The organism is Asticcacaulis sp. DW145, from assembly GCF_037101385.1.
Classification (GTDB): Bacteria; Pseudomonadota; Alphaproteobacteria; order Caulobacterales; family Caulobacteraceae; genus Asticcacaulis; species Asticcacaulis currens.
Window position 1 is genome coordinate 1,281,578 of sequence record NZ_AP029025.1, and the last position, 26,663, is coordinate 1,308,240.

19 protein-coding genes are annotated in these 26,663 nt (G+C 62.8%); 12 read left to right on the forward strand and 7 right to left on the reverse strand.

Translation table 11 applies throughout. From position 1 onward, the window contains the following. Positions 1-54: 54 nt before the first annotated feature. Positions 55-1,902 carry a carboxylesterase family protein gene (locus tag AACH73_RS17040; protein WP_338735961.1) on the reverse strand — a complete coding sequence of 616 codons (1,848 nt, stop codon included), beginning with the start codon at positions 1,900-1,902 and terminating at the stop codon, positions 55-57. Between the two features lie 720 nt (positions 1,903-2,622). Here AACH73_RS17040 and AACH73_RS17045 point away from each other — a divergent pair. Together AACH73_RS17045 and AACH73_RS17050 are read left to right on the forward strand one after the other, a co-directional pair. Continuing rightward, the gene (locus AACH73_RS17045; RefSeq protein WP_272742373.1) at positions 2,623-4,857 is read left to right on the forward strand and encodes a glycoside hydrolase family 3 C-terminal domain-containing protein; all 2,235 of its coding nucleotides are present in this window, start codon (positions 2,623-2,625) and stop codon (positions 4,855-4,857) included. A gap of 118 nt (positions 4,858-4,975) precedes the next feature. Then, on the forward strand, positions 4,976-5,998 hold the full coding sequence (locus AACH73_RS17050) for a LacI family DNA-binding transcriptional regulator (RefSeq protein ID WP_272742374.1): 1,023 nt from the start codon (positions 4,976-4,978) through the stop codon (positions 5,996-5,998). On the opposite strand, the gene AACH73_RS17055 is transcribed toward AACH73_RS17050, so the two are convergent. The 4 genes from AACH73_RS17055 to AACH73_RS17070 form a co-directional block, all read right to left on the reverse strand. Beyond that, on the reverse strand, positions 5,992-9,174 hold the full coding sequence (locus AACH73_RS17055; protein WP_272742375.1) for a glycoside hydrolase family 2 TIM barrel-domain containing protein: 3,183 nt from the start codon (positions 9,172-9,174) through the stop codon (positions 5,992-5,994). The two genes, AACH73_RS17050 and AACH73_RS17055, sit on opposite strands and share 7 nt — an antisense overlap. Positions 9,175-9,342: 168 nt before the next feature. Then, positions 9,343-9,507, reverse strand: coding sequence for a hypothetical protein (locus AACH73_RS17060; RefSeq protein WP_272742376.1), 165 nt, complete (start codon positions 9,505-9,507; stop codon positions 9,343-9,345). A 13-nt stretch (positions 9,508-9,520) separates the two neighbouring features. Then, a complete protein-coding gene (locus AACH73_RS17065; RefSeq protein WP_272742377.1) occupies positions 9,521-10,702 on the reverse strand; it encodes a Xaa-Pro peptidase family protein in 1,182 nt (393 codons plus the stop codon). An 11-nt stretch (positions 10,703-10,713) separates the two neighbouring features. Next, entirely contained in the window at positions 10,714-11,943 is a 1,230-nt protein-coding gene (locus tag AACH73_RS17070; protein ID WP_338735962.1) for an FAD-dependent oxidoreductase, read from the reverse strand. A gap of 77 nt (positions 11,944-12,020) precedes the next feature. On the opposite strand from AACH73_RS17070, the gene AACH73_RS17075 reads away from it, so the two are divergent. The 8 genes from AACH73_RS17075 (at position 12,021) to AACH73_RS17110 (ending at position 20,249) form a co-directional block, all read left to right on the forward strand. Further along, positions 12,021-12,935 carry a dihydrodipicolinate synthase family protein gene (locus AACH73_RS17075; protein ID WP_272742379.1) on the forward strand — a complete coding sequence of 305 codons (915 nt, stop codon included), beginning with the start codon at positions 12,021-12,023 and terminating at the stop codon, positions 12,933-12,935. Positions 12,936-13,193: 258 nt separating this feature from the next. Beyond that, complete coding sequence (locus AACH73_RS17080) at positions 13,194-14,213, forward strand: 4-hydroxyproline epimerase (protein ID WP_338736362.1); 1,020 nt, start codon at positions 13,194-13,196, stop codon at positions 14,211-14,213. Positions 14,214-14,400: 187 nt separating this feature from the next. After that, entirely contained in the window at positions 14,401-15,060 is a 660-nt protein-coding gene (locus AACH73_RS17085; protein WP_272742381.1) for a GntR family transcriptional regulator, read from the forward strand. A gap of 116 nt (positions 15,061-15,176) precedes the next feature. Continuing rightward, on the forward strand, positions 15,177-16,547 hold the full coding sequence (locus AACH73_RS17090; protein WP_272742382.1) for a phosphoesterase: 1,371 nt from the start codon (positions 15,177-15,179) through the stop codon (positions 16,545-16,547). A 141-nt stretch (positions 16,548-16,688) separates the two neighbouring features. After that, positions 16,689-17,129: a DUF393 domain-containing protein gene (locus tag AACH73_RS17095; RefSeq protein WP_272742383.1), complete on the forward strand. Its 441-nt coding sequence runs from the start codon at positions 16,689-16,691 to the stop codon at positions 17,127-17,129. A gap of 240 nt (positions 17,130-17,369) precedes the next feature. Further along, complete coding sequence (locus tag AACH73_RS17100) at positions 17,370-17,918, forward strand: fasciclin domain-containing protein (RefSeq protein WP_272742384.1); 549 nt, start codon at positions 17,370-17,372, stop codon at positions 17,916-17,918. A gap of 68 nt (positions 17,919-17,986) precedes the next feature. Further along, entirely contained in the window at positions 17,987-18,187 is a 201-nt protein-coding gene (locus AACH73_RS17105) for an HIG1 domain-containing protein (RefSeq protein ID WP_272742385.1), read from the forward strand. 88 nt (positions 18,188-18,275) lie between these two features. Continuing rightward, positions 18,276-20,249 carry an EAL domain-containing protein gene (locus AACH73_RS17110; protein ID WP_338735963.1) on the forward strand — a complete coding sequence of 658 codons (1,974 nt, stop codon included), beginning with the start codon at positions 18,276-18,278 and terminating at the stop codon, positions 20,247-20,249. Positions 20,250-20,307: 58 nt separating this feature from the next. Here AACH73_RS17110 and AACH73_RS17115 read toward each other — a convergent pair whose 3' ends face one another. Continuing rightward, a complete protein-coding gene (locus tag AACH73_RS17115) occupies positions 20,308-23,076 on the reverse strand; it encodes a TonB-dependent receptor (RefSeq protein ID WP_338735965.1) in 2,769 nt (922 codons plus the stop codon). A gap of 209 nt (positions 23,077-23,285) precedes the next feature. On the opposite strand from AACH73_RS17115, the gene AACH73_RS17120 reads away from it, so the two are divergent. After that, a complete protein-coding gene (locus AACH73_RS17120; RefSeq protein ID WP_272742388.1) occupies positions 23,286-24,395 on the forward strand; it encodes a phosphatidylinositol-specific phospholipase C1-like protein in 1,110 nt (369 codons plus the stop codon). Between the two features lie 230 nt (positions 24,396-24,625). Then, positions 24,626-25,054 (forward strand): MucR family transcriptional regulator, encoded by a 429-nt coding sequence (locus AACH73_RS17125; protein ID WP_272742389.1) that lies wholly within the window; start codon positions 24,626-24,628, stop codon positions 25,052-25,054. Between the two features lie 142 nt (positions 25,055-25,196). Here the strand turns inward: AACH73_RS17125 and AACH73_RS17130 are convergent, their stop codons facing one another. Then, the gene (locus AACH73_RS17130; protein WP_272742390.1) at positions 25,197-26,210 is read right to left on the reverse strand and encodes a cupin-like domain-containing protein; all 1,014 of its coding nucleotides are present in this window, start codon (positions 26,208-26,210) and stop codon (positions 25,197-25,199) included. Positions 26,211-26,663: the final 453 nt, after the last annotated feature.

Consider the following 26,663-nt stretch of genomic DNA (forward strand, 5'->3'; position numbering starts at 1 on the left):
GGTCTGGCGAGCCCCCGCTGCCGGGCGCGCGCCAGACGGTCCTTTTTTTTTGGCTTATTTTTTGGCCGGAAGGGCCGCCAGATCACCGTCGATCTTCGCCAGAAGGGCGTCGGTCAGGCTGGGGATATAGGCCTGAAGCGCCAGCAGGGTCAGGCCCCGCGCCATACCGATCTGCGGGCTGTTCACCACGTCGGGAATATGTTTGCTCAGCACGGCCTTGGCCGCGGCATCGTCGAGCATATCCCCCAGCGGCGACACCTTGCTGCCGAAATGGCCATCGGCGGTACGCGTCGGCGGCGGCGGCGCGGGCGGCAGGGACGCCGCCGCGGCCGTGACCTCCATGCGCGCCTTCCACGGATCGACCTGACTGACCGGCACGCCTTCGGCGGTGAACAGCATCAGCTCGTCCTTCGCCGCGTCATAGGCCGGCCAGTGGGGCAGGCCCGGGCCGTTGGGATTGCCCGTCTTGGCGAAATTGGCCCAGTAGCTGTTGGTCTGATCGGCGATCTTCGCGTCAGCCGCCGTCAGCTTGTCACCGTACTTGGCCTTGACCGTGTTCATGACATAGGGGATTTCGGTGGCGTGCGGCGTGCCCGTCTTCCATTCCGCCTTCATCGATTCCGCCACGTAGCCGAAGCGGAACTCATAGGCCGGAAGGCCCTGCGCCGCCAGCGTGGCCGCCACGAAGCGCGACGGCTCGACCATGGTTTTGTCCATGGCGATTTCGGTATTGACCTGCTGCAAGGACTTGCTGCCGTCCGGATCGTAGGCGGCGCGCGCCTTGTCGGCCAGCGGACCGAAGGCGGCAAACGCTGCGTCCTTGCTGGGCGCAAAGCCAAAGCCGATATCGGCGGTGACCGCCCCGATCATGAAGGGCACCTTGGCCTGACGCCCGGCCTCATAGACGGCCTGCGGCGAGTCGCTGACGATAACGCCATCGACCATCGGGCCGCCATAGGTCTGCGTGGCCTGACTCATGGTCATCATGCCCAGGCCGTCATTGACATCTTCCGCCGTCAGGCTGCGCAGCGCCGCCAGCGCCTCCGGCCCTGTGCCCTGAATGCCCTTGCGCCGCGCGAAATTGACGCCGAGCGTTTCCGCCGACGGCAGGCCGGGCTTGTCTTCGGACAGGGTGCGGTTGCCCATCAGATTGCCGCGCCCGCCGCCCGACTGCACGATGGCGCGGGCGAACAGGCCCTGCGACTGGGTCGAGGTCATCAGGGTGTGCACCGAACCGCCCCCGGCGGACTCACCGAAGATGGTGACATTGTCCGGGTCCCCGCCAAAGGCCGCGATATTGGCCTTGACCCATTTCAGCGCGGCGATCTGGTCCATATAGCCGTAATTGCCGAGCAGGCCGTTATCCTTATTGTCCTTGGTCAGTTGCGGGAAGCCGAAGAAGCCGAAGCGCCCCAGACGGTAGTTGGCGCTGACCATGATGACGCCCTTGCGGGCGAAGGACGAGCCGTCATAGACCGAAGGCGACGAACCGCCATTGACGAAACCGCCGCCATAGATCCAGAAGATGACAGGCAGTTTGGCGCTCTTGGTGGCCCCGGCCGGACGCCACACATTGACGTACAGACAGTCTTCGGCCGGTTTCGCCCCCAAGGGGGCGGCATCCCCGCCGAACGGCGTCTGCATACAGTCATTGCCGAAGGTGTCGGCCAGCTTGACCCCCGACCATTTGGGGGCGGGCTGCGGCGCACGCCAGCGCAGTTCGCCCAGCGGCGGGGCGGCAAAGCGGATGCCCTTAAACGATTCCACCCCGTCGGCGGTGACCCCTTTCACCGCACCAGACACCGTTTCGACCGGCGCCTGTGCGGCCGCCAGAACCGGCAGGGCGGACATTGTCACCGCGCTACCGGCAACCATCGCCAGCGCCATACGGCTGGCGGACATAAGCGACACTTTAGCCATGTTGTTTCCTCGCCTGTGACCCCTGTGGGGTCTTGTTTTTATAGGGTCATCACTGTGGACGCCGTGGCGGCCCGAGCCCAGGCCATCTTCCCGCCCGACAGAGGTGACCGCCCCGAAGGCCCTGCCCCTGCGGCTGAAGCCATCCCCGCTCAACCGTTTCCACGTCCCCACAGCCTGACGAATTAGGATAACGTTGTCAATACGCAGACCATCGACCCTTCGCCCGAACTGAGAGACCATTGAAAGGACGGAGACTTTTGCCCCACAAGGGCGCCGCGCCAAAGACTGACCCGTGCCGCCGACCGTCACCGCCGCCCCGGAAAGACCAAAGAATTCTTAAAAATAAAGTGTTTTAATAAGGTGCTCAGCGATTTTAAGCGCGGGACGCGCACCGGTGACCCGCCCCCTTCGGGCAAGGCTTTTATACGTAAATTACACCTCTCCCCCGTGAAAGCCAGACCCTCGCATCGGTGCCTCGCCTGGGGTCAGGGGAGGCAAAAACCCTTGACGAAGCGCAAAAACCGCGACTATTTGAGACAACGTTGTCCCAAAATATGGCCGTAAACGCCGCTTTTCTGCCCGGCAACGTCCCGGAGCTCGCGCCAGACCGATCGGTGTCCCGCGTGGCTTTCGGCCCACATAAAAGCAATGGCCTGACGTGCGACCCTCTCGCCGGACGGGCTTACACAACAGGGATCTATCATGACACAGACGACCGCTTTACGCGCCAGAACCCTGCGGGCCGCTTCGGCCACCGCCCTGCTTCTGGCCCTCTGCGTGGGGGCGACCCACGCTCAAAACACGCCTCAGGCCCCTGGGCCAAAGCCGTGGCAGGACCGCACCCTCAGCCCCGATCAGCGCGCCAACCTGCTGGACAAGGAACTGACTCTGGATGAGCGCCTCGGCCTGCTGCACGGCCCGATGGCCATCCCCTTCTTCCCCGGCATGAAGCTACCCGAAGGGGCCATCGGCTCGGCGGGCTATATCGCCGGTGTGCCGCGCCTCGGCATTCCGGCGCAGCAGGAAAGCGACGCGTCTCTGGGCGTCACCAATCCCGGCAATGTGCGCCCCGGCGACACGGCCACCGCCCTGCCCTCCAGCCTGCTGCTGGCGGCCACCTTCAATACCGACCTGGCCTATAAGGGCGGCGTCGTGGTGGGTCAGGAAGCGCGCTCGCGCGGCATCAATGTGCAACTGGCCGGCGGGGTCAATCTGGCGCGGGATCCGCGCGGCGGGCGCAATTTCGAATATGCGGGCGAAGACCCGCTGTTGGCCGGGCACATCGCCGGGGCGGCCATCAAGGGCATCCAGAGCCAGAACCTGATCGCCACCATGAAACATTTTGCCGTCAATGATCAGGAGACGGGCCGCAACTTCGCCAACAGCGTCATTTCCGAAGCCGCTATGCGCGAATCCGACCTTCTGGCCTTTCAGATCGCGCATGAGGTGGGTCAGCCGGGCTCGGTCATGTGCGCCTATAATCTGGTCAACGGGGCCTATGCCTGCGGCAACGACTTCCTGCTCAACAAGGTTCTGAAGACCGACTGGGGCTTCAAGGGCTATGTCATGTCGGACTGGGGGGCGGTCAAGGCGACGGATTTCGCGCTCAAAGGTCTCGATCAGCAGTCGGGCGAACAGCTCGACAAGCAGGTGTGGTTCGGTGATCCGCTGAAGGCCGCCGTGCAGACCGGGGCCGTGCCCGCCAGCCGCGTCTCCGACATGAGCCGCCGCATCCTGCGCTCGATGTTCGCCGCCGGTCTGTTCGACGCGCCGCCCGCAGTCAACGTCGATCGCGCCGCCAATGCCGAGGTGTCGCGTCAGACGGCCGCCGAAGGCATCGTCCTGCTCAAAAACGAGGGCAACCTCCTGCCTCTGGCCGCCAGCGCCAAAACCATTCTGGTGGTCGGCGGCCACGCCGATGCGGGCGTCCTGTCCGGCGGCGGCTCGTCTCAGGTCACCGCCGACGCGGCACAGATCGCCCTGCCCGTCGGTGGCGAAGGCATGATGGCGGCCTTTAACCGCATGAACTTCCACCCCTCTTCGCCGCTGAAAGCGCTCAAGGAGCGTCTGCCGCAGACGACCGTCCGCTTCGACACGGGCCGCTATGCCGCCGAAGCGGCGCGCAAGGCCAAAGAGGCCGATCTTGTGATCGTCTTCGCCAATCAGTGGATGGCCGAAGGCGACGACGCCCCGGACCTCAGCCTGCCGAACGGTCAGGACGCCCTGATCGCGGCTCTGGCCGAAGCCAATCCGAAGACGGTCGTGGTGCTGCAAACCGGCGGGGCCGTGGCCATGCCGTGGCTGAAGCAGACCCCGGCGGTGGTCGAAGCGTGGTATTCGGGCGACCGCGGCGGCGAAGCCATTGCCGATGTGCTGACCGGTAAGGTCAATCCGTCGGGCCACCTGCCCGTGACCTTCCCCACGGCCATCACCCAGTATCCGCGCGCCGAGCTGCCGGGTCTGGGCCTGCCGGACGGTCAGGTCTTCGACGTGCGCTATGACGAAGGGTCCGATGTCGGCTATCGCCGCTTTGCCGCACTGGGGCAAAAGGCGCTGTTCCCCTTCGGCCATGGCCTGTCCTACACCACATTCGCCTACAGCGATGTCAAGGTGACGGGCGGCGACACCCTGAGCGTCAGTTTCAAGGTCACCAATACGGGCAGCGTGCGCGGCAAGGACGCGCCGCAGGTCTATCTCAACCGTAGGCCGGACGGCCCGGCCAAGCGTCTGATCGCCTTCTCCAAGGTCGATCTAGCCCCCGGTCAGAGCACCACCGTCACCCTCTCCGCCGATATGCGCCTGCTGTCGCGTTTTGATGCGAAGGCGCAGAAGTGGGTACAGCCCGCCGGTCGCTATGAGATCACCGTGGCCCAGGACGCCGAGGATACCGGCCTGACCGCCAGCGCGCAGATGAAGGCCGCCACCCGCAAACCTTAAAAAAGCAGAACCCGCAGCGGATGTCGGGCCAGGGTCTGACATCCGCTCCGGGCATAAAAGGCGTTTACTTCGTCTGAGAACAGAGGAAAAATATATCTCCTCCACCCTGCGCGGCCTCATGAGAAAACTGACCATTATTGATATTGCGCGGGAGGCGCAGGTCTCCATCAAAACGGTCTCGCGCGTGCTCAATCATGAAACCGGCGTCGGGGCCGCCACGCGCGCCCGCGTGCAGGCGATTGTCGATGCGCACAATTTCAAGCCCAATGCCGCCGCGCGGTCTCTGCCCGGCTCGCGCAGCTATCTGGTCGGGCTGCTCGTCTTCAGTGACGAAATCCACTACTACTACAGCGCCTTGCAAACGGGGGTGCTGCGCGCCGCGCGCCGTCACGGCTATCACATGATCATGGAGTCGTGCCGGGATATGGAGACGGAGGACCGGCAGAGCGTGCTGCGCCGGCTCGGCTCGTCGCGCTTCGATGCCCTCGTCGTGCCGCCCCCCATGTGCGACAGCCCCTTCATTCTCGATATTATCGAGGAACTGGGCATCCCCTATGTGCGCATCGCCCCGCGCGTCGCGCTGGAACGCTCCTCCTTCATCTACATGAACGACACGGAGGCCGCCGAACAGGTCATGGCCCACCTGTGGGAACTGGGCCACCGGCAGATCATGTATGTCGGCTTTCAGGAAACGGGGGCCAGTATCGACCGCTATGACGGTTATACGCGCTTCTTCCGAGAAAAGGGCTGTGTGCCGCCCTATCCGCTGATCACGGTCAGCAATGCCACGGCCAAAGGCGCCATCGAAACCGGCGAAACCCTGCTCAGGCAGGCCGACCGCCCGACGGCCATCTTTGCGGGCAGCGATCTGGTCGCCTTCGGTCTGATGACCGCCGCCGCGAAATTCGGCCTGTCCATTCCGGCCGACCTGTCGATAGTGGGCTTCGACGACAGCCCAGGTGCCGAAAGCGTCTGGCCGCCCCTGACGACCATCCGTCAGCCGATAACCGATATGGGCGAACGCGCGGTCGATATTCTGGTCAAGGGGCTGGGCGGTGATCTGGCCGTGCGGACCAAGGAAGCGCACCGGCTGGAGTTCAGCCTGATCGTGCGCGGCACCACCGCCCCACCCGCTCACTGACCCAGCGGGCGCAGCGTAAAGCCATAACTCAGCGGCGCATTGGGGATGCGGTATTTGACGTGCGGACGCCCGACCGTATTCCACCCCGTATCGCCGCCCACACCCGTCTGAAGCGCGTCGATCATCAGCGTACCGTCGCCATGCGGCGCGATGTCCGACGAGTGGCGCTGCCCCACCGGCTGCTGATAGAGGTCCTCAACCGGGAAGGCCAGGGCATTGGCCGACAGGGGCTGATGCCCGGTGACGCGCACCCCCTGCCCCGTCGCCGTGGTCAGGGCCATCCAGCGCACATCCGTCTTGTTTCCCGACTCCTGCGGGCGGATGTAATTGTGGTACTGATCGGCCACCTTGCCCTGATAGAGGCCGATGGCCGCCCCGGTCTTGCGATCAGCATAGGATTCCTGCGGCCCGCGCCCGTACCACTGCAGATCGGTCAGAGCGGGGTTGGTCGCAAACTTCAGGCCGACGCGCAGCGGATCGGGCAGGTCGTCACGCAGCGGCACATAGTCGGCCTTCACATCCAGCGTGCCGTCGCCATAGAGGTGCCAGGTGGTCGTAAAGCGCACCGATCCCGCCCCGACGCGCCAGCCGACCTTGACGTCGCCCGCATCCGACACCTCCAGCGTTTCCAGCGTGCGCTTTTCGCTAAGGGTCTTCCAGATGGCGTGACTGGTCACCACGCCCGTGCCAATATCATTATCGGTCGGCCCGCGCCAGAAATAGGGCGTACCGCCGCTCAGCAGCACCTGCCCGTTGACGGCATAGGCGCTCAGCAGGCCGGTCTTGGCATCGAGCGTCAGGCGCGACGGCCCGGCGCTCAGTTCGACGGTTGCCGCCGTCCGGGTGACTTTCACCGGCCCGCTGGCGGTCAGGGCCGCCGGGCGCGCTGTCTGAAGGACAAACTGCGTCCAGCCCATCGAACTGCCTTTCGGCACGCCCGGCATACGGTCATCGGCGGCCACGGCCGAAACGGTCAGCACATATTCGGCTGCCGGGTCATAGCTTATGGTACCGAGATCGAGCGGCACCGTCGCGCGGCCTGCCGCCGGGGCATTGACGCCCGTCAAGGTGCGGGTCTTCACCGTCACCCCGTCCTTTTCGAGTTTCCAGCCAAAGGCATAGCCGGACAGGTCAATCAGGTCGTTGCGGTTGACGACAGTTAGCGTCCCCGTTTTGGGATCGCCTTCGAACACCACCGGCGAATAGACCTTCTGAAGCTCGTAATATTCCGGGTCCGGCGTGCGGTCGGCCTGCACCACGCCGTCGCCGATGGTCGAGTCGTCTTCCCACTCGCCCTTGGGGAAGTCGAAGCCCTGCGCCCAGTAGTCGCGACCCTTGTCGTCCTTGCGGATAACCGCCTGATCGACCCAGTCCCAGATAAAGCCGCCTTGCAGCTTCTTATAGGCGCGGATCGTCTCCCAGTAGTCTTCCAGATTGCCCAGACTGTTGCCCATGGCGTGGGCGTATTCGCACTGGATCATCGGCTGGCTGTAGCGGTTGTCCTGCGCATAGTCGGCCATCTTGACGGGGCTGTCGTACATGGGGGCGTAGATATCGACATAGGCATTGGGGCGGTGCTCCTCGCCGATCGTGCCATAGCCCAGAAAGTTGAGCAGGCGAGTCTTGTCGTGCGCCCGCACCCATGCGGCCGCACGCTCAAAGGCCGGGCCAATGCCCGCCTCATTGCCCAGCGACCAGAAGACGACCGAGGTGACATTCTTGTCGCGTTCGACCATGCGCGACACGCGGTCGAGGTGCGCCGCGTACCAGTGCGGCTTATAGCCCAGTTGCGCCTTGTAGCGCTGATTGATGTCGGCGATCATGGCCATATAGGTATGGCTCTCGATATTGGCCTCATCCATCACATAGAGGCCGTATTCGTCGGCCAGATCATAGACGTGCGGATCGTTGGGATAGTGCGACATGCGCAGCGCATTGACGTGCGCCTGCTTCATCAGCTCCATGTCCCTGCGCGTCGTTTCCGGCGACACGACGCGGAAGGTATGGGGGTCGTGCTCGTGGCGGTTGACGCCCTTGATCATGACGCGCTTGCCATTGACCTGCACCTCGCCATCGCGGATTTCAATGGTGCGGAAGCCGATCTTTTTCGAGGTGGCCGAGACCAGAGCGCCTTTGGCGTCACGGTATTCGATGACCATGCGGTAGAGGTTCGGCGTCTCCGCCGACCATTGTCTGACGTTTTTGATCGTGCCCGACAGGTGCGCCGGCTTGTCCGTAGTGGCGCGCCCTCTGGCCGTCAGCACCACAGCCTTACCGTCATAAAGGGTGGCGGTGATGGTCCCCGCCCCCTTGACCCCTTTCAGTTCGGCCTCCAGCGCGAAGACGCCGTCCGTATAGGTCTTGTCGAGCAGAGCCGTGACCGTATAGTCGCCCAGCCGCGTTTTGGGCTCGGCATAGAGATAGACCGAGCGCTCGATGCCCGACAGCCGCCAGAAGTCCTGATCCTCCAGATAGGAGCCATCGGCGTAGCGATACAGTTCGATGCTGATGGTGTTCTTACCCGCCCGGACATAGGGCGTCAGGTCGAATTCCGACGGCAGTTTGGAGTCTTCGGAATAGCCGACCTTCTGCCCATTGACCCAGATATAATAGGCCGCCCCCGCCGCACCGATATGCAGGAAGACGTCCTTGCCGCGCCAGTCGGGCAGGTCGAAGTCGCGGCGATAGGACCCGACCTCGTTCACCTCGTGGCGCACATAGGGCTGATTGGCCCCGAACGGATAGCCGGCCCCGCTGAACAGTGGCACGCCATAGCCTTGCGCCTGAAGGATGCCGGGCACCTGCACCGTGCCCCAGCCGGAGACATCGAAGTCGGGCTTATAGAAGTCCACCGGGCGGCTTTCCGGCGTTTTGGACAGGGTAAATTTCCAGGTGCCGTCGAGCGTCAGATAGTTGGCCGAAGCCGCCATCTGCCCGGCCACAGCCTTTTCCACGCTCTCATAGTTGAAGAAGGTCGCCTTCATCGGCAGGCGATTGACCGCCATGACTTCGGGCTGCTCCCACTCGGCGCGACCGGTGACATCGGGCGGCGGAGCCTCGGCTATGGCCTTCAGCTCTGCCGCCGTCTGAGCCTGCCCCGGCGTTACCGCCACAAGCGCCAGACACGACACCGATACCGCGTACAGGACGCCCCGCGCCCCCACCTTGCTGACCATGATCTGCCCTTATTCGTCGTTTTCGGGCAGATTATTATACGGTATACAATATGGCAATGGTAGAATCTAGAGCTCAATCCCATAAAGTGGATAGCACTTTTCGGAAAATTTGCGCGACCCAACAAAAACTTAGAGCCATTTGGCGGCTCAACTGAGCCGACGAATGCTCTAAGTCTTCGGTTCTGCCTCCCGAAGACGGATCAAAAATGCCTGTCTCTGACGCTCCATATTGGCCTTGACCTCTTCATGCGTTACCCACACTGCGTCAGGGGCGTTGGCCTCTTTGAGAGCCGCCTCGACCTCAGCGCGGAATTCTGACTCATATGCGGACATGTTGAGCTTCTCCTCACAACCGGTCGATGGCCGGTTGTGGCTCCGTAAACCATTTCGCCCCTGATTCCGTGACATACATATGGTCTTCCAGACGGATGCCGAAGCGCTCCGGCACCACGATCATCGGCTCGTTGGAAAAGCACATGCCGGGCGCCAAGGGCGTCTGGTCGCCGCGCACCAGATAGGCCGGTTCGTGGATGCTCAGGCCAATCCCGTGGCCCGTGCGGTGCGGCGTGCCCGGCAACTGATAATCCGGCCCCAGCCCGTGCTTTTCCAGAATGGCGCGCGCCGCGTAATCGACGCTCTCGCACGGCTTGCCCACCTCGACAGCGGCAAAGGCGGCGGCCTGCGCCTCCTTTTCGATGTCCCAGATGCGCTGCTGTTCCGCCGTCGCCTGCCCATAGACATAGGTGCGGGTGATGTCGGACGTATAGCCCTGCACGTAGCAGCCCGTGTCGATCAGGACGAGGTCGTTTTCGCGCAAGGTCTGCACCCCCGGCAGGCCGTGCGGATAGGCGGTGGCGTGACCGAACTGCACGATGACGAAGCTGTTGCCCGCCGCCCCCATCTTACGGTGTGCGGCTTCGATAAAGTTGATCACCTCGGTCGTGGTGATGCCCTCTTTCAGGATGCGCTCCGTAGCCCGGTGCACGGTTTCGGTCATCGACTTGGCCTGCTGCATCAGGGCCAGTTCCGCCGCCGATTTATACATGCGGCAGCCATTGATCACCGCCGAGGCCTCGCGCACCTCAAGGCCGGTTTCGCGCATCAGGCGGCTGACCATTTCGAAGCTGATCGCCGGATCGACGGCCAGCACACCGCCGCCCAGGTCCTGCATGGCCGATCGGATCAGGGCGTGCGGGCTCTCGTCCTCCTGCCACAGGCGCAGTTCCGCCGGAATCTTCAGATCGGCCTCCAGCGACCCGCGCTCGAAATAGGGGCAGATGATCAGCGGCTCGCCATCGACGGGCAGCAGCATGGCGACCAGACGCTCCGACGCCCCCCACGGCACCCCGGCGAAATAGCGCAAAGACGCCCCCGCCCCGATCAGCAGCGCCTTCGCGCCCATATCGCGCGTCAGCCGCCGCGCCTTGTCCAGACGCGCCTGGTATTCGTAATCGTCAATCGCCGCCGCCGCGACCGGCGGGCTTAGCGTCGCCAGTTCGGCCTCGATGGTGGAACCGCCAATGCTCATATCCGTATCCTTTACGCAAAACGCTTGATATCAAAGGCCTGCGGGCCCGTGCCGCTTTCGACCATGGCGGCGACGATCTCGCCGGTGAGAGGCCCGAGCGTCAGGCCCAGATGCTGATGCCCGAAGGCATAGTAGAGATTCTGCGCCTTGTCGCTGCGGCCGATCGCGGGCAGATAGTCCGGCAGGGTGGGGCGTATGCCCATCCATTCCGCCACCTCGCTATCCATCGGCAGGCCCAGTTCGCTGACGTGTTGCCGCAGCCTCTGCCACTTGCGCGCGTCCGGCGGGGCATCGGGCCGGTTCAGTTCGACAAAGCTGGCGGCGCGCAAACCGCTCTCAAAGCCCGTCACGATCATCGAACGGTCCTCGAACACCACGGGCGGCATCCCGGCGGGCCAGCCGTGCCGGGCACTCTGGATGTGATAGCCGCGCTCAGCGATCAGCGGCACCGCGTGCCCGATCCCTTCCATCAAAGGCTTTGAGCGCGCCCCGGCACAGATGATCACCGAATCCGCCGCCCGCATCAGGCCGTCATCGCTTTCGACCTGCGCATGGCCGTCGCGCAGGCTCAGCCCCACCGCCTTTTGCCGCACGACCTGCCCGCCTGCCGTAAGAAACGCCGCCTCCATCTGGGCCAGCAGGCGCGCATTATCGGCGACCTGACCCGTATTCTCAAAACGGATGCCGCCGTGCAGGGGGCGCGGCGTCAGGGCCGACACCGCCGCCCTTTCGTCCGGGGTGAGGACGTGGAAACGCGCCGAACCGGTATCCGTCTCGCGCCAGGCGGCCAGACCGGCCTTTGCCGACGCCTCGCTCTCCCAGACCACATAGTGGCCGTCTTCGCAGATCAGGTCGGGCGCACCCAGCGACTGCACCAGCCGCCGCCACGCCGGCATGGCCTCGCCCATCAGCGCCGACAAGGCGGCCTTGCCGTGGGCAAAGCGGGCCGGGGCGGCTGCGGCCATCAGCCGCAGACCAAAGGGTAACCACGCCGCAACACCAGCGGCGGGAAAAGACAAGGCCCCGCCGCGTGCGAACCAGCGCCGCCATGCGCTGCGAATCAAACCCCACGACGCCAGCGGCTCCACCTGTTCGATAGCAATATGGCCCGCATTGCCGTATGATGCCCCCTTCCGGGGGGATTCCGGATCAAGCACTGTCACGTCACCGCGGCGTTTCTGGAGTTCCAGGGCGACGGACAAACCGACGATTCCGCCCCCGACAATGATGACCTTAGACAAATGCACGTTCCTTCTTGCGCCGCATCATCGCATATTGTATACGGTATATATTCTTACGCAAACAGTTGGAGTAAACAATGAATGTCGATTGGCGCGGCGTGTTTCCGGCGGTCACCACACAATTCAAAGAAGACCTATCCATTGACGTGCCGGAAAGCCAGCGCGTAATTGACGACCTGATCAAGGACGGCGTGACCGGCATTATCGCGCTCGGCACCTGCGGCGAGAACAATTCGCTGGAACCCGACGAAAAGCGTATGCTGCTGTCGGCCATCGTCGAAGTCGTCAACGGTCGCGTCCCGGTCGTCGTCGGCACCTCCGAACTGACCACGCCGCGCGCCGTCGCCTTTGCCCGCGACGCCGAAACAATCGGTGCCAATGGCCTGATGCTGCTGCCGGCCATGGTCTATGTGCCGAAGACGAATGAGCTGGTTGAGCACTTCACGCAGGTGGCCAATGCCACCGCCCTGCCGATCATGCTCTACAACAACCCGACCGCCTACCGCGTCAATATCGGCAATGATGCGCTCGAAGCGCTGCGCCCGGTGAAGAACATCGTGGCGATCAAGGAATCCGCCGCCGATACGCGCCGCTTCACCGACGTCTATAACGCCTTTGGCAGCCGCTATTCGATCTTCGCCGGCCTCGACGACGTGGCCTATGAAGGCCTGCTGCTGGGCGCGCAGGGCTGGGTGTCGGGCCTGACCTCGGCCTTCCCGCACGAATCCGTCATGCTGGTCAAGGCGCTGGAAGCGGGCGACACCAAGACCGCGCTCGAAATCTATCGCTGGTTCCTGCCGCTGCTGCACCTCGATGCCGAGCACGATCTGGTGCAGTCGATCAAGCTGGCCGAGCAGGTCATGGGTCGCGGCTCCGAGCGCGTGCGGATGCCGCGTATGCCGCTGATCGGTGAGCGCCGCGCCCAGATCATCAAAATGGTCGAAGAGGCCGCTGCCTCGCGCCCGTCGCTGAGCATCAACAAGGCGGCGTAAGCACCTCCAGACCGCTACGCGGTCTGGTCCGCCTCCCCGCACAGCGGGGAGGTATAAAATCCGCGCCGGAACGACGGGCCGCCGTTGAGCCTTTTTCGCTTAGGTTAAGTCGAAATCGGCTCAACTTTTTGGTAGTCGCGCAATTTTTCCGAAAAGTGATGCCACTTTATCGGATTGCGCTCCGGTTCCGGCGCGTCCTTATTGATTTACATGAAAAAGTATCCCGATTTATCGGGAGACTTTTTTATGAGGCCCCCTATGCGTCACACCTTCTTCTGCATTGATGGTCACACCGCCGGTAATCCGGTGCGTCTGGTGGCGGGCGGTGCGCCGCTGCTGCGCGGCACCAGCATGTCCGAACGGCGGCAGGACTTCCTGACCCGCTTCGACTGGATCCGGACCGGACTGTGTTATGAGCCGCGCGGTCACGACATGATGTCGGGCGGCTTCCTCTATCCGCCGACGCGCGAGGACACCGACGCCGGTATCCTGTTTATCGAAACCTCCGGCTGCCTGCCCATGTGCGGCCACGGCACCATCGGCATGGTGACCTTCGCGCTGGAAAACGGCCTGATCACGCCGCGCACGCCGGGCAGGCTGAAGCTCGAAGTGCCCGCCGGGCTTATCGACATCGACTATAAAACCGACGGCCCCAGGGTGACGGCGGTCAGGATCACCAATGTCCCGGCCTATCTGGCCAAAACCGGTATTGAGATAGACGTGCCGGACTTCGGCGCGATCACGCTCGATGTCTCTTACGGCGGCAACTACTACGCTATTATCGAGCCCACCCAAGACGGCCCCTATACCGGCCTCGACGCTCTGGGGGCCGCGCGCCTCATCGAACTGAGCCGCACCATCCGCGCCCTGGTGCGTGAGGTCTATGAGCCCGTGCACCCGCTCGACCCGACCATTCGCGGCGTCAGCCACGTCCTGTGGGCCGACGCCCCCAAAAACGCGGAGGGGGACGCGACGCCCGCCCACGGTCGCAACGCGGTCTTTTACGGCGAACGCGCCATCGACCGCTCGCCCTGCGGCACCGGGACCTCTGCGCGGCTGGCGCACCTGCACGCCACGGGCCGCCTGAAGGTGGGAGAGCCCTTTATCCACCAGAGCTATATCTGTAGCCGCTTTACCGGCGTGGTGACGAAAGAGGTCGATCTCAACGGTCAGCCCGCCATCATCCCGTCCATCGAAGGCTCGGCGATCTCAACCGGCTTCAACACGATCTGGATCGACCGCGAAGATCAGTTCTGGGACGGTTTTCAGGTCGTCTGACCGCTCAGCCCCCTCACTCCGTCAACGGAGCGGGCCGCGGATAGCCGTTGCCCGCTCCGGGCGTTTGTGACAAAGGGTTTGCGGCTCACATTATACGCAGAATCAGGTTACAGATATTGACTTGTTAGCGTTAGCGACACAATGTTACCAGAAGCGTATAACATATAAACCCAAACAAGAGTTCCCCATGGCGCTGGTCGTTCAAACGCTCTCCGAACAGATCTTTACCCTCGTCCGGGACCGGATCATTTCCGGGTCCCTGCCCGTGGAGGTCGCCATCCGTCAGGACGCCCTGGCGGCGGAGCTGGGGGTCAGCAAGATCCCTCTGCGTGAGGCGCTGGTGCGTCTGGAGCAGGAAGGCCTCCTCAGCTCTCAGGCCAATCGCGGTTTCTTCGTGCGCCCCATGACCGCCTCTGAGGCCGAAGAAGTCTATGCCCTGCGCCTGAAGATCGAGCCGGAAGCCGTGGCGCAGGCCGCCGCCCTGGCTACGCCCGCCGACCACAAGGCGGCCCGTGAGGCGCTGGAGGCGCTGGACCGTGCCGCCTCGGAAGATCACAAGAGCGAAGTCGGTCGGCTGAACCGCGCCTTCCACCTGTCGCTGGTGCGCCCGCTGGGCCGTCAGGTGACCTTGCAGATCATCGAACGCCTCAACATCATCGCCGAGCGCTACGTCTCCAAGCACCTTGAGCCCGCCGGCCGCGACGACCGCGCGCATCAGGAACACTCCACGCTTCTCGATCTGTGGATGCGCGGCAAGGGCGAAGAGGCGTCCGAACTGATGCACGCGCATATCGCCGAAACGCTCTACGATCTGCGCAAGGAATTCGAGAACGACAAGCGGGCCTGATACCCAGGGTCATTGAAAATGACTCTGGGTATGCCTTCGTTGGTATGCCCCCCCCCAGCGCAGCAAAACCGTCACACTCGAACGGTAAGAAGCTCCCGTTTCCGGGAGCTTTTTTCATGCGTCTGCCCTGTCTTGCCTTGACCATTCTGATCGCTCTCACCGGCCGCGTCCACGCCGAAGAGGCGCGCGCCTGGCTGGCCGGGGATCACCATGTCCACAGCCGCTTTTCCGGCAAGCGCGCCGAAGACGGCACCTATGTGCTGGGCAAGGACGGCATCTACACCCTGCCCGACAATGCCCGCCACGCCCGCCAGTACGGCCTGAGCTGGGTCGTGCTGATCGACCACGGTGGCGAAGGCCTGTCGAAACTGCGCTACGAACAGGCCTATCCGGAGTTTTTACAGGCGCGTCAGGCAGTGCCGGACCTGATCCAGTTCTTTGGTATGGAACTCGATACGCCGGGCGGCGACCATTCGAGCCTGATCATGGCCATCGACCCGCAGGAGGCCGAAACGCTGCGCCATCTCGAAAGCACCTATGCGGCCCATGAAACGAAAGACCCGGCCCGTGACGACCCGGCGCGCATGATCGCGGCGCTGGCCGAGATGCAGGGGCTGACCCCCCGCCCGCTCGTCATCGCCAATCACCCGTCGCGCGGCGCGTCTTCGCCCGATGGCTATGGCCGCCATACGCCGCAATCCCTGCGCCGATGGATGGACACCGCCCCCGACGTCGCCATCGGCATGGAAGGCGCGCCGGGCCATCAGGGGGCCAGCCTCAAGATCGGGGCGACGCCCGACACCCTGCGCAAGCGCGGCTATTACGAGCAGTCGCCGACCTATGGCGGGTTTGACGCCATGACGGCGCGCTTGGGCGGCGTGTGGGACGGACTTCTGGGCGAAGGCCGCCACTTCGTGGTTACCGCCACCTCGGACTCGCACCGCAATGTCGCCGACGGCGGCGAAGACTTCTGGCCCGGTCAGTACGCCAAGACCTGGGTCAAGGCGCGCAAGGACCCGGCGGACATTCTCGACGGCCTGCGCAAGGGCCGCGTCTTCGTGGCCACCGGCGATCTGGTCAGCGAACTGGATATGGACATCGCCGGGGCCAATCTGGGCGACACGGCAGAGGTCAAAAAGGGCCAGACGGTGCGCGTCTCGGTACGCCTGCGCACGCCCGCCGGGCCGAACGCCCACGGCGATCACCCGCAATTAGAGCGCGTGGACCTGATCATGGGGGACGTGACCGGACAGGTGGCTGAGCGCAACCCAACGACCCGCGTGGTGAAGAGCTTTACCCCCGCCGACTGGACGCGCGAGGGGGAGGTCATCACCCTGAACTGGGCCTTTACCGCCACCACCGACGCCTATCTGCGTCTGCGCGGCACAGCGACCGATGAGGCCGAGCCCCTGCCCGATCCGCTGGGTGAAAACCCGTGGCCGGACCTGTGGGTCTATGGCAGCCCGGTCTATATCGAGGTGCGGTAAACCCGTATGGAGCGGGATGATTTTAAAATAGAAGCCTCATCCCGCTCAAAATTTTTTTGTTTTATCGCGATATTTTTGTCGAAAACCGCTCACACTTTTCGACATATCGCTCTAAACAGCGCGCTCGTGCGTAGAACGCGCATGACCCAGACACCCGACCCCTCCGATACGCCCGCCCCCGAAATCGCCGCCTGCGGCACGGTCTGCCGCGAGGGCCTGACCGTCTATTTCGATGGGTCCTGTGCCCTTTGTTCCACCGAAATCCGCTACTATTCGGCGCGCGCGAGCGAAGCCCTGCGCTTTGTCGATGTGGCCGACCACGCGGTGACGCCTGAGCCCGACCTGCCGCGTGAGGCGGCGCTGAAACGCCTGCACGTGCGTCAGCCCGATGGCTCGCTACTGTCCGGGGCACAGGCCTTCATCGCCATCTGGTCGCAGGTGCCCGGCTGGCGCTGGCTGGCGCGGCTGGCCCGCCTGCCCGGCGTGGCGTGGTGTCTTGAGCGCGCCTACCGCGCCTTCCTGCCCGTGCGTCCCACCCTGTCGCGCCTCGCCCGCGCTTTGGGGGCCCGACCGGTGCGCTAGATCATAATGTTTTTGGCAAAAACATTATGATCTCGCATTTTTTTGCCCCTCGCCGGGTACGGGCTCCGCCACCTTGGCCGCCGCCGCAATGGCGGCTTGAGCGGAATGATTTGAAAGAAATCCTTCCGCTTTAGTCTTCTAATCTAAACGTCGCCACGCGCCGTATAGGTATCCAGAAGCGCTTCTGATTTCGAGTTTATCGCCACGTTCGGCATCCCCCAACAGACGGAGACTAAACCCATGATTAAGCGCAATCTATTGCATAAGCTGACCATCGCCCTCTTGGCCACCAGCCTGACCCTGCCGGCCGCCGCCATGGCCCACGATCACGGCGCCAAGCCCACCACGACCATCGTCGAGACCGCCGCCGGCAATCCGAACTTCAGCACGCTGGTCGCGGCGGTGAAGGCCGCCGATCTGGTCGGCACCCTGTCCGGTCCCGGTCCCTTCACGGTGTTTGCCCCGACCAATGCCGCCTTCGACGCCCTGCCGCAGGGCACGGTTGCCACGCTGCTGAAGCCGGAAAACAAGGCCAAGCTGACCAAGGTCCTGACCTATCACGTCGTCGCCGGTAAGGTGAAGGCCGCCGACCTGATCGCCGCCATCAACGCCCATAATGGCAAGTACACCATCACCACCGTCAGCGGCGATACGCTGGTTGCCTCGCTGTCGGGCGGCAAGGTGCTGCTGACCGACGAAGCGGGCGGTGTGGCCACCGTCACCACAACCGACCTCTATCAGAAGAACGGCGTCATACACGTCATCGACAAGGTCGTTCTGCCGAAATAACCCTGCCTGTACAGAGGTCCGGAGCTGCGTTCCGGACCTCTTTTCTGTCCGCCCGGAAAGGTCACGCAATGGATATCATCGTCAATATCGCCATCGGCCTGTCCCTGCTGGTCGTGCTGGCGACCTTCATCATGGGCATGTTCGCCTTTGCCCAGAACGGCAAGGAGGCGGGCGCCAGGCTCAACAAGGCGATGGAATGGCGCGTGCGTACCCAGATTATCGCCATCGGCATCCTGATCCTCAGCATGGCGATCAAGGCCGGGTCGTGACGTTTTCCGGAATTGGAAGGTCAATCTTGTCGGTTCGTTAACATGACAATGTTATCAAAAGGCGGGGTAACCTGTCTGCCGATTGCCTATGCCCAACCTGTTCCGCTCTGTTTCGTACCACCCGCACCTTTTGCGTCAGGCCTATCGCACCCTGGGACCGATGCTGGTGGTCAATCTGGCCTGCGTGCTCGGGACCAGCCTTCTGCTCGACGTTGGAAACCATCCTCTGCTGTTTGGATGGGTGGTGGTGCATATAACGGTCATCCTGATCCGCGGCGGCTCGTGGGCGCGTTTTCATCAGGACAAGCGTAACTGGCGGCGCAAGAGCGATTATCAGTCCTGGAAGGCCAGCTACACGGCGGGCCTGCTGGTGTCCGGCAGCCTGTGGTCGGCTCTGGCCCTCTATCTGTTTGCCAAACATCCTGAGACGGCCTCCGTCGAAGCGCAGTACGCCGTCCTGATCATCCTGTCGGCGCTGGCGGGCGGCGCCACCGGGGTTACCTCCAGCTTTGCGCGCGCCGGCAGCGTCTATATCGGCCTGCTGCTGCTGCCCGCCTCCCTGACCCTCCTGACCCACGACCACATACATCGCACCCTGGGCCTGCTGGGCCTGATCTTCTGCGGCGTCATGCTGGTGACGCTTCGCGGCAATCATCGCCTGCTGGTGCGTAATCTCACTCTCGAAGACCGCAATCTCAGCCTGATCAAGCAGCTCAGCGAGGTCAATCACGCGCTGGAGGAAAAGGTGATCGAGCGCACCGAGAGTCTGGCCAGACTGGCGCATACGGACAAGCTGACGGGCCTTCTCAACCGTTACGGCCTGTTCGACTGGCACCAGAAGCGCCTGGCGCACGCACCAACCAGCCGCACGGCCGTCTTCTTCCTCGATCTCGACCGTTTCAAGCAGGTCAATGACGCCCTCAGCCACGAGGCCGGCGACAAGGTGCTGAGCGCCATCGCCCGTCAGATCGAGGCGGTGGCCCCGGCGGACGCCCGGCTGGCGCGCTGGGGCGGTGATGAGTTTGTTCTGGCCTGCCCCGTTAACGGCGACCTCAACGACCTTGTCGATCAGGTCTCCGACGCCGTGTCGCACGCCGTCGATATTCCGCTGAACATCGAAGGCACCGACCTCAAACTGGGGGTCAGTATCGGCTGGGCCTGTCATCCCGACCATGACAAGACCTTCCCGGACATCATCCACGCTGCCGATCTGGCCACCACCGAGGTCAAGCGCAGCGGCCGCGGCCGGACGCTGGCCTTTGACGAAACCTTTGCCGAAAGCCTGCGTCGCCGCTTCAACCTCAGCCGCGCCCTCAGCGAAGCCATCGGCAGCGACGCGCTTCAGGTCGCCTATCAGCCGATCGTCTGCGCCCGCACCCGGGCGCTATTGTCCTATGAGGCCCTGTGTCGCTGGCATCATCCGCAACTGGGCCTCATCCGACCGGATGAATTTATCCGTCTGGCCGAAGACACCGACCGCATCGTCGCACTGGGCAACTGGGTCCTGGAACGCGCCTGCGCCGATGCGGCCCACTGGCGGCGCAAAGGCCTCACCGCCAAGGTGGCGGTCAATATCTCGGTCAAACAACTGACGCTCGACACCTTTGCGCTGCATCTGGTGTCCATACTGGCGCGTACCGGTCTGGCCCCGTCCTGTCTGGAGATCGAAGTGACCGAAAGCGTTTTCGATGACGGTCATATCGAACAGGTGACCCAGACGATCAAACACCTCAAGACGCTGGGCGTGCATATCCATATCGACGATTTCGGCACCGGCTATTCGTCTCTGTCGCGCCTGCGCCACCTCAATGCCAATGGCATCAAGATAGATCAGTCCTTCGTCGCCGACCTCAACGGTCAGAGTAAGGCCATTATCGAAAGCACCATACTGATCGCCCGTGCCTTTGACCTGACCATCGTGGCCGAAGGGGTGGAAACGGACGAACAGCGCGAAACCCTGCGCACGCTGGGCGTGGATCAGCTTCAGGGCTATCTGCTGGGCCGCCCGCAGCGCCTGAGCGATATTCTCGACGCGGGCATGACGAGCGAGACCGCCGCCTGACGCTAAAAAACCCCGGAGCCTTCGCCCCGGGGTTATTCATTCAGAGCCGAACGTCAGATCAGAACTGCCAGTTCAGGCCGACAAACACCGTGCGGCCCGACGTCGTGGTGTTCCACAGACGCTTGGCCCCGCGCGCGGCGTCGCCGCCCGGCCAGAAGCTGTTGTACTGGATTTCCTTCTCGTCGGTCAGGTTGATGCCGTCCAGCGTCAGGCGCAGTTTCGGCGTCACCTGCCAGAAGGCCGCCGCGTCCACATAGGTGGTCGAGGCAAAGCCACCGCCGTCGATCGGATAGTCCGAGCGGAAGTTTTCGGAGACGCGCGCCCCCCATTTGGCGGTTTCATAATAGATGGTCAGGTTGTGGTTGACGTCCGACACGCCCCACAGCGGCCCCTTCACATCGACGCCCTGCACCGAATTGATCGTCGTGGTGTCGATAAAGGTGACATTGGCGACCATGCCCAGATTGTTGAACGGCGCGGGCAGGAAGACGAAATCCGTCTGACCGCTCAGCTCAAAGCCCGTCAGCTTGACGTTATTGAGGTTGATCGGACGGGTATATTCGTTGACCGTGCTGTTGGCCGTCACCCCGGCGCTCAGACCTTCGGGCAGGCCGGTCGAGGCGTAGGAGACATTCGTCACCTTCTTCGACACGACCAGATTGTCGATGTCCTTATGGAAGACGCCGCCGGTAACCATGCCGACGCGACCGAAATACCATTCGACGCCGAAGTCGTACTCGTTCGACTTATAGGGTTCGAGATTGGGATTGCCGGTCGAGACGGTGATGGTGTTGGTGGTGGTGTCATTGCCGACCGTACCGTTCATGGCATAGGCCGACAGCGACGGACGGTTGAGGTTCTGCGACACGGCCATGCGAACCTGCACATTGTCGGATGCCTCAACCACCAGGTTGAAGGCCGGCAGGGTGCCCGAATAGGTCTTCGACGTCGTCACCGGCTTCGTCGTGCCGTTGACGCTCATAAAGCCTTCGGAGGTCAGTTCCGTCTCATAGCCGCGCAGACCGAAATTGCCGCGCACCGGACGGCCCCCCAGCGTGCTCTTGAAATCGACCTGGGCATAGGCGGCATTGGTGTCTTCGGTGACGCTGTAATCGGCATTGCGCACCCAGTTCACCGTGCGCGTCACGCCGTAATAGTTGAGCGCCTTGTCGAAGTCGGCAATCACCCACGACTGGTCCTTATGGCCGGTGAACAGCTTGTAATAGCTGTTGACCTTGTCGTCCGGACGGCTGCCCCAGGTGCCGTTTTCCCACTCGCCCTTCAGCAGGTCGTCATTGGTGTACTGACGGCCCGAATTCTTGAAGCTGCGATAGGACAGGCCGCCCTTGAAGGTCAGGCTGTCGCTATAGGCATAGACGGCGTTGATCTCGGCATTTTCCAGCTCGGTCGTCTGATAGCTGCTGAAAAAGTCGATTTCGTGGGCGCGGTAGTTGTTCGGGTCGGTCGTGTCCCACTTGTAGGTATTGCGACCGTAGAACGGATCCTGCGTATAGTCGGTGATCAGGCCGCCAAAAGCTTCCATATAGAACTTGTCCGAATAGGGCAGGTCGTAGGTGGACTTTTCCTTGCCGATATGGCCGTTGATATTCAGCGAGTCCGACACCTGCCAGTCGGCGGTCAGGACCGCCTGATCGAAGGTGTTTTCGGCCTTCTGACGGCGGGTTTCGGTAGCGAAGACCGTATTATCGACGTCAGCATAGAGGACGCTGTAGTACGAATCGTACTTGATCGAATTCAGGCTGGGGGCCTTCTGCGCCGAGGCCGGGATGCCCGAATGGGTCATGGCCGTGCCAAGGATGGTCGAGCCGACGCTGGCGCGGGTGGCCAGGTGCAGCTCGTCGCGGTCATTGGTGAATTCGCCGTGCAGCGCGTCGAGCGTCAGGGTCAGGTTTTCGACCGGACGCCATTGCAGGGCAGCGGTGATGCCAAGGCGCGTCTGGTCCGAACCCCACACCGACAGGCGGTTGCCGCGCTGGAAGACCAGCAGGCCGGCGGTGGCCAGCGCCTGATCGGCAGCGCTCAGCTTGCTGACATTTTCCGCACGCGCCTTCTGATTGCCCGCGCCGTAGGTGTTGTAGCCCTGCTCCTGCGTCTGACGCTCGCCATAGGCGACCGAGATCAGGGCCCCGAACTTGCCGTCGTGATTGTACGACAGCATGGCCGCGCCGCGCTTCTGGAAGTCTTCGGTGTTGGAATTGGTCCCGCCTTGCAGCGAGAAGGCGCCCTTCAGGCCCGGCTTATAGTCGAACGGCTTGGCGGTATAGAGACCGACCGTCCCGGCCATGCCGCCTTCGTCCTGCTCGGCCGAGAAGGACTTTTTCACATCGACCTTGTTGAACAGGTCAGAGGCGAACAGGTTGAAGTCGAAGGCACGGTCGCGCGAGGTCTGACCACGCGAATCCATCGGCGAATCGACATTGCCCAGCACTTCCATGCCGTTGAGCTGCACGCGGGTGAAGTCCGGCCCCAGACCGCGCAGGGACACGCGACGGCCTTCGCCGCCTTCGCGGTTGATGGCGACGCCCGGCAGGCGTTGCAGCGATTCGGCGAGGTTCAGATCGGGGAATTTGGCCATATCCTCAGCGACGATGACGTCGGAGACGATATCCGAATTGCGCTTCAGGGCGCGCGCCTGACCCAGCGACTTGCGGAAGCCGCGCACGACGACCTCTTGCGCCTCATCGCCCGCCGGCGACACCGTGTTGACCTCTTCGGTTTGCGCCAAAGCCGGCGCGGCGTGGATAAGCGACAGGGACAGGACACCGAAGGCGGCCCCCGCCAGCAGCGTTTTTTGCGAAACAGACATGAAAACAGCTCCCAAAACCGTCGCAAAGGGGAGGACGCGACGGATTAAGGCGGCCTTAAGTTTTATTTATGAAAATGACTTGTCATACATAATACAGTTTGATGACACCGCACATCTAACGGTGTTCGCCTGGCTTTTGGCGTCGTTTTGTCATCTGAGCGTGATACGGGCGCTACAGACGCTTTTGACAACTGAAAAAGGGCACGCCCATGACCCGCCGTTCGACCCGCCTGCTGATGGCGGCCTTTGCCGCCGCCCTCACCGCCCTGCCCGTCGTCGCAGCGGCGCAATCTCTGGAACCGTCCGCCCCCGCCGGTCTGCACATGAACGACCTTCAGGCGGTGGGCACGCACAACAGCTACAAGATCGCCATTCCGCCGAAGGAACTGGCCCTGATCGCCGCACGCAATGCGCAGGGGGCACAGTCGCTCGATTACGGCCACCTGCCTCTGGCGACGCAGCTCGATCTGGGAATGCGTCAGTTGGAGATCGACTTCGTCTATGATCCCGATGGTGACCGCTACGCCCATCCCCGCCTGCCGCAGATCAGCGGCGAACCCTATGACGGCAGCGATATGGACAGGCCGGGCTTCAAGGTGCTGCACATGCCCGATGTCGATGTGCGCAGCCACTGCCACACCTTCGTCCAGTGCCTGACACAGATCCGCGACTGGTCCGACGCCCACCCCGGTCACGTGCCGCTGCTGATCATGATGAACGCCAAGGACGGTGCCCCCAGCCTCGACGGTGGCGTCAAGCCGCTCGATTACGACGCGAAGGCCTTTGACGCGCTGGACGCCGAAATCCGCTCGGTCTTCGGGCCTGAGCGCCTGATTACGCCGGATGAGGTGCGCGGCACGCACAAAACCCTGCGCGAAGGGGCGATGGCCGGCGGCTGGCCCGCGCTGGAGGCGGCGCGCGGCAAGGTCTTCTTCGCGCTGGACGAAGGGCCGCAAAAGGTGGCCGTCTATATGCGCGGCCATGCCTCGCTGGAGGGCCTGCCCGTCTTCGTCAATTCGGTGTCGGAAGACGCCGACCACGCCGCCTATTTCACCCTCAACGACCCGGTGAAACAGTTTGAGCGTATTCAGGCGGCGGTGAAGGCGGGCTTTATGGTGCGCACCCGTGCCGACGATTCGACAACCGAAGCGCGCCGTAACGATCTTCGCCGTTTCGCCAGGGCGCTGGCCTCCGGTGCCCAGTATATTTCTACCGACTATCCGACGCCGCGCAGTGACTGGAGCCCTTATCAGGTACGGCTGCCCGATGGGATGAGCGCCCGCGCCAACCCGGTGCGCCCGCCGCAAACGCGTCCGTAAGCGGGGGCCGCGGTTACCCTAAGTCAAGTGCGGCCCCACTACACGGAAGGATAGACGTTGCGACGCAGTAATGCCCTATTCTCTATACTATTGTGAACACAATTATCCGGGGTTTCAGAGACTGGAAACTTCGCCCGAAGGGCATTTATTTCGTTTTTTTAGATCGCCTCAGTTGACTTCACGCGCAAACTGCTGTTTTGGGGAAGGAAAGGTAACAAGGATTCTTGGTTATGGAAGAACAAAACAAGCTGACCGATCTGGTTGTCGATATTGTCACCGCCTATGTCGGTAATAATTCGGTACCCGCGTCTGAATTGCCCGCTCTGATTCACTCGGTGCACAAGGCGCTGGGCGGTTTGACCGGCGAACCGGAAGCAAAGGTCGAAGAAGCCAAGACCCCGGCCGTGTCTATCAAAAAGTCGATCTCGGACGACTACATTATTTGTCTGGAAGACGGTCGCAAGTTCAAGTCGCTGAAGCGTCACCTGCGCACCAAGTACAATATGAGCCCCGAAGAATACCGCGCCAAGTGGAACCTGCCGAAGGATTACCCGATGGTCGCCCCCAACTATGCCGCGGCGCGCTCCAACCTTGCCAAGCAGATGGGCCTCGGCACCGGTGGCCGTCAGGCCGCCCGCAAGCCGCGCAAGGCGTCGTAAGCCTCAGACCACAGACGTTAAAAAGCGGCAGGCCTCAGCGCCTGCCGTTTTTTTTAGAGCGTTTTTCGCTCAAGTGGATACCGGTTGAGCGTGAAAAAACGCGACAAAACAGAAATTTAGAGCGCCATCCGACAAAGCGGCGCTATGGCTGCGGGGGGCCGAAATGACGGCGCATCACCCCTTCGATGCCGGACAAAAGCGACCGGCGTTCGGCCTCATTCATCTGACGGCTTTCCGGCGGCAGGTGCGCAAAGGTGTCGGGCTGAGGATCGGCAATGTGCAGGCGGAACATCTCACGCCAGTAGGCGCGGTCGGCCGCGCTCAGGCCGGCCATGGCGGCAAGGGCCTGATTGAAGACCACCGCCGGGTCCTCCAGCGGGTTGGCATAGCTGCCCCACCAGAAATTGGCCAGCATACCGAACGGTCCCTCGGCCGTGACCTGATGCCACCAGTAGCGCGGGATAAACAGGACGTCGCCGGGCGCCAGCGTCACGCTCTGCGCGTGCACGAAGGCCTGTTTCAGGCGTGGATAGGTTTCGAAATCGGGCGTATCGAGGTCGGCAATGCCGATGGGACGTCCCGAAGGCGTATGGCCTAACGGGCCGATATAGAGGTTGGCGACCTGTTCCGGCGGGAACAGCAGGAAGTGCCGCTGCCCAGCTACCAGACAGGCCAGGTTGAGGTCGTGATCATTATGCAGGGCCGCGCGCGTCGCATTGCCGATCCACAGACGCGGCCCGATCTCCGGCGGCAGCAGGGGCATGGGGTTTTGCGCGGCAAAGTCAGGGGCGTGGTCGCGGGCCGGGGCCGATTGCAGATAAAGACCCGGCGGCATGGGATGGCCGCTCAGGCGGATCAGGGTGGCCACCACCTCGGAAAGGGTCTGCTGCGCGCGGCTGAAATTCAGCGCCTCCAGATCAGGCGTGTAACCGAAGCGACCTTTCAGGTGCGCACTGGCCGTCAGCACCCCGGCGGGGCGACCGTTGTCGAGGCCTTGCAGATAGGTCGCCAGCGCCGTGACGCCTTCTTGCGCCCGCTGAACCGCGGGCCAGTGTGCGACCAGCCCGCGCACGACAAAGGGCGCACTCGCCTGCCGGATGCGCGTCCGCATCGTCGTCTCATCGGCGCGCTCGATCGCCTCCACTTCGCGGCTCATCCGGCCTCCCATCGTCTTTAATCACAGCTATTGGTGCCTCGCCGGCTGGCGGCTTGGGATTCGCCGTTTGATAGCGCCAAACACCGGCAAAGGGCAGGGTTTACGGCGTAAAATTTCCGCGTCCAGGGTTTAAACGGCAAAACCAATGCGGCAAAAATGTTACATTTCCGAGACAGGCCTTGGCATCGACCACGCACAGGCTTTAATTTAAAATTTTGTTTTTATTTATCTTTCTCAAACCCTGCAAAAACAACCCTGTTTGAAATGACAACGCTGGTCAATATTTTTTAAATCAAATTGTTTTAATCCATTTTCAAAAGCCACCACTTATTATAATCCTATAAATGTCAGCGCTGTCAGGCTTCGGCCTGTTGGTTAATCCCGCGTGTCATGGACGGGCGGGCAATAAAAAAGTGGTTACAGGTTTCGGGAAGCTCATCGACGGGCCAAAGC

Bases quoted from the DNA above. Each gene is read 5' to 3' on its own strand.
- AACH73_RS17040 (WP_338735961.1), bottom strand. From the start codon at position 1,902: ATGTCCGCCAGCCGTATGGCGCTGGCGATGGTTGCCGGTAGCGCGGTG.
- AACH73_RS17045 (WP_272742373.1), top strand. From the start codon at position 2,623: ATGACACAGACGACCGCTTTACGCGCCAGAACCCTGCGGGCCGCTTCG.
- AACH73_RS17050 (WP_272742374.1), top strand. From the start codon at position 4,976: ATGAGAAAACTGACCATTATTGATATTGCGCGGGAGGCGCAGGTCTCC.
- AACH73_RS17055 (WP_272742375.1), bottom strand. From the start codon at position 9,174: ATGGTCAGCAAGGTGGGGGCGCGGGGCGTCCTGTACGCGGTATCGGTG.
- AACH73_RS17060 (WP_272742376.1), bottom strand. From the start codon at position 9,507: ATGTCCGCATATGAGTCAGAATTCCGCGCTGAGGTCGAGGCGGCTCTC.
- AACH73_RS17065 (WP_272742377.1), bottom strand. From the start codon at position 10,702: ATGAGCATTGGCGGTTCCACCATCGAGGCCGAACTGGCGACGCTAAGC.
- AACH73_RS17075 (WP_272742379.1), top strand. From the start codon at position 12,021: ATGAATGTCGATTGGCGCGGCGTGTTTCCGGCGGTCACCACACAATTC.
- AACH73_RS17080 (WP_338736362.1), top strand. From the start codon at position 13,194: ATGCGTCACACCTTCTTCTGCATTGATGGTCACACCGCCGGTAATCCG.
- AACH73_RS17085 (WP_272742381.1), top strand. From the start codon at position 14,401: ATGGCGCTGGTCGTTCAAACGCTCTCCGAACAGATCTTTACCCTCGTC.
- AACH73_RS17090 (WP_272742382.1), top strand. From the start codon at position 15,177: ATGCGTCTGCCCTGTCTTGCCTTGACCATTCTGATCGCTCTCACCGGC.
- AACH73_RS17095 (WP_272742383.1), top strand. From the start codon at position 16,689: ATGACCCAGACACCCGACCCCTCCGATACGCCCGCCCCCGAAATCGCC.
- AACH73_RS17100 (WP_272742384.1), top strand. From the start codon at position 17,370: ATGATTAAGCGCAATCTATTGCATAAGCTGACCATCGCCCTCTTGGCC.
- AACH73_RS17105 (WP_272742385.1), top strand. From the start codon at position 17,987: ATGGATATCATCGTCAATATCGCCATCGGCCTGTCCCTGCTGGTCGTG.
- AACH73_RS17110 (WP_338735963.1), top strand. From the start codon at position 18,276: ATGCCCAACCTGTTCCGCTCTGTTTCGTACCACCCGCACCTTTTGCGT.
- AACH73_RS17115 (WP_338735965.1), bottom strand. From the start codon at position 23,076: ATGTCTGTTTCGCAAAAAACGCTGCTGGCGGGGGCCGCCTTCGGTGTC.
- AACH73_RS17120 (WP_272742388.1), top strand. From the start codon at position 23,286: ATGACCCGCCGTTCGACCCGCCTGCTGATGGCGGCCTTTGCCGCCGCC.
- AACH73_RS17125 (WP_272742389.1), top strand. From the start codon at position 24,626: ATGGAAGAACAAAACAAGCTGACCGATCTGGTTGTCGATATTGTCACC.
- AACH73_RS17130 (WP_272742390.1), bottom strand. From the start codon at position 26,210: ATGAGCCGCGAAGTGGAGGCGATCGAGCGCGCCGATGAGACGACGATG.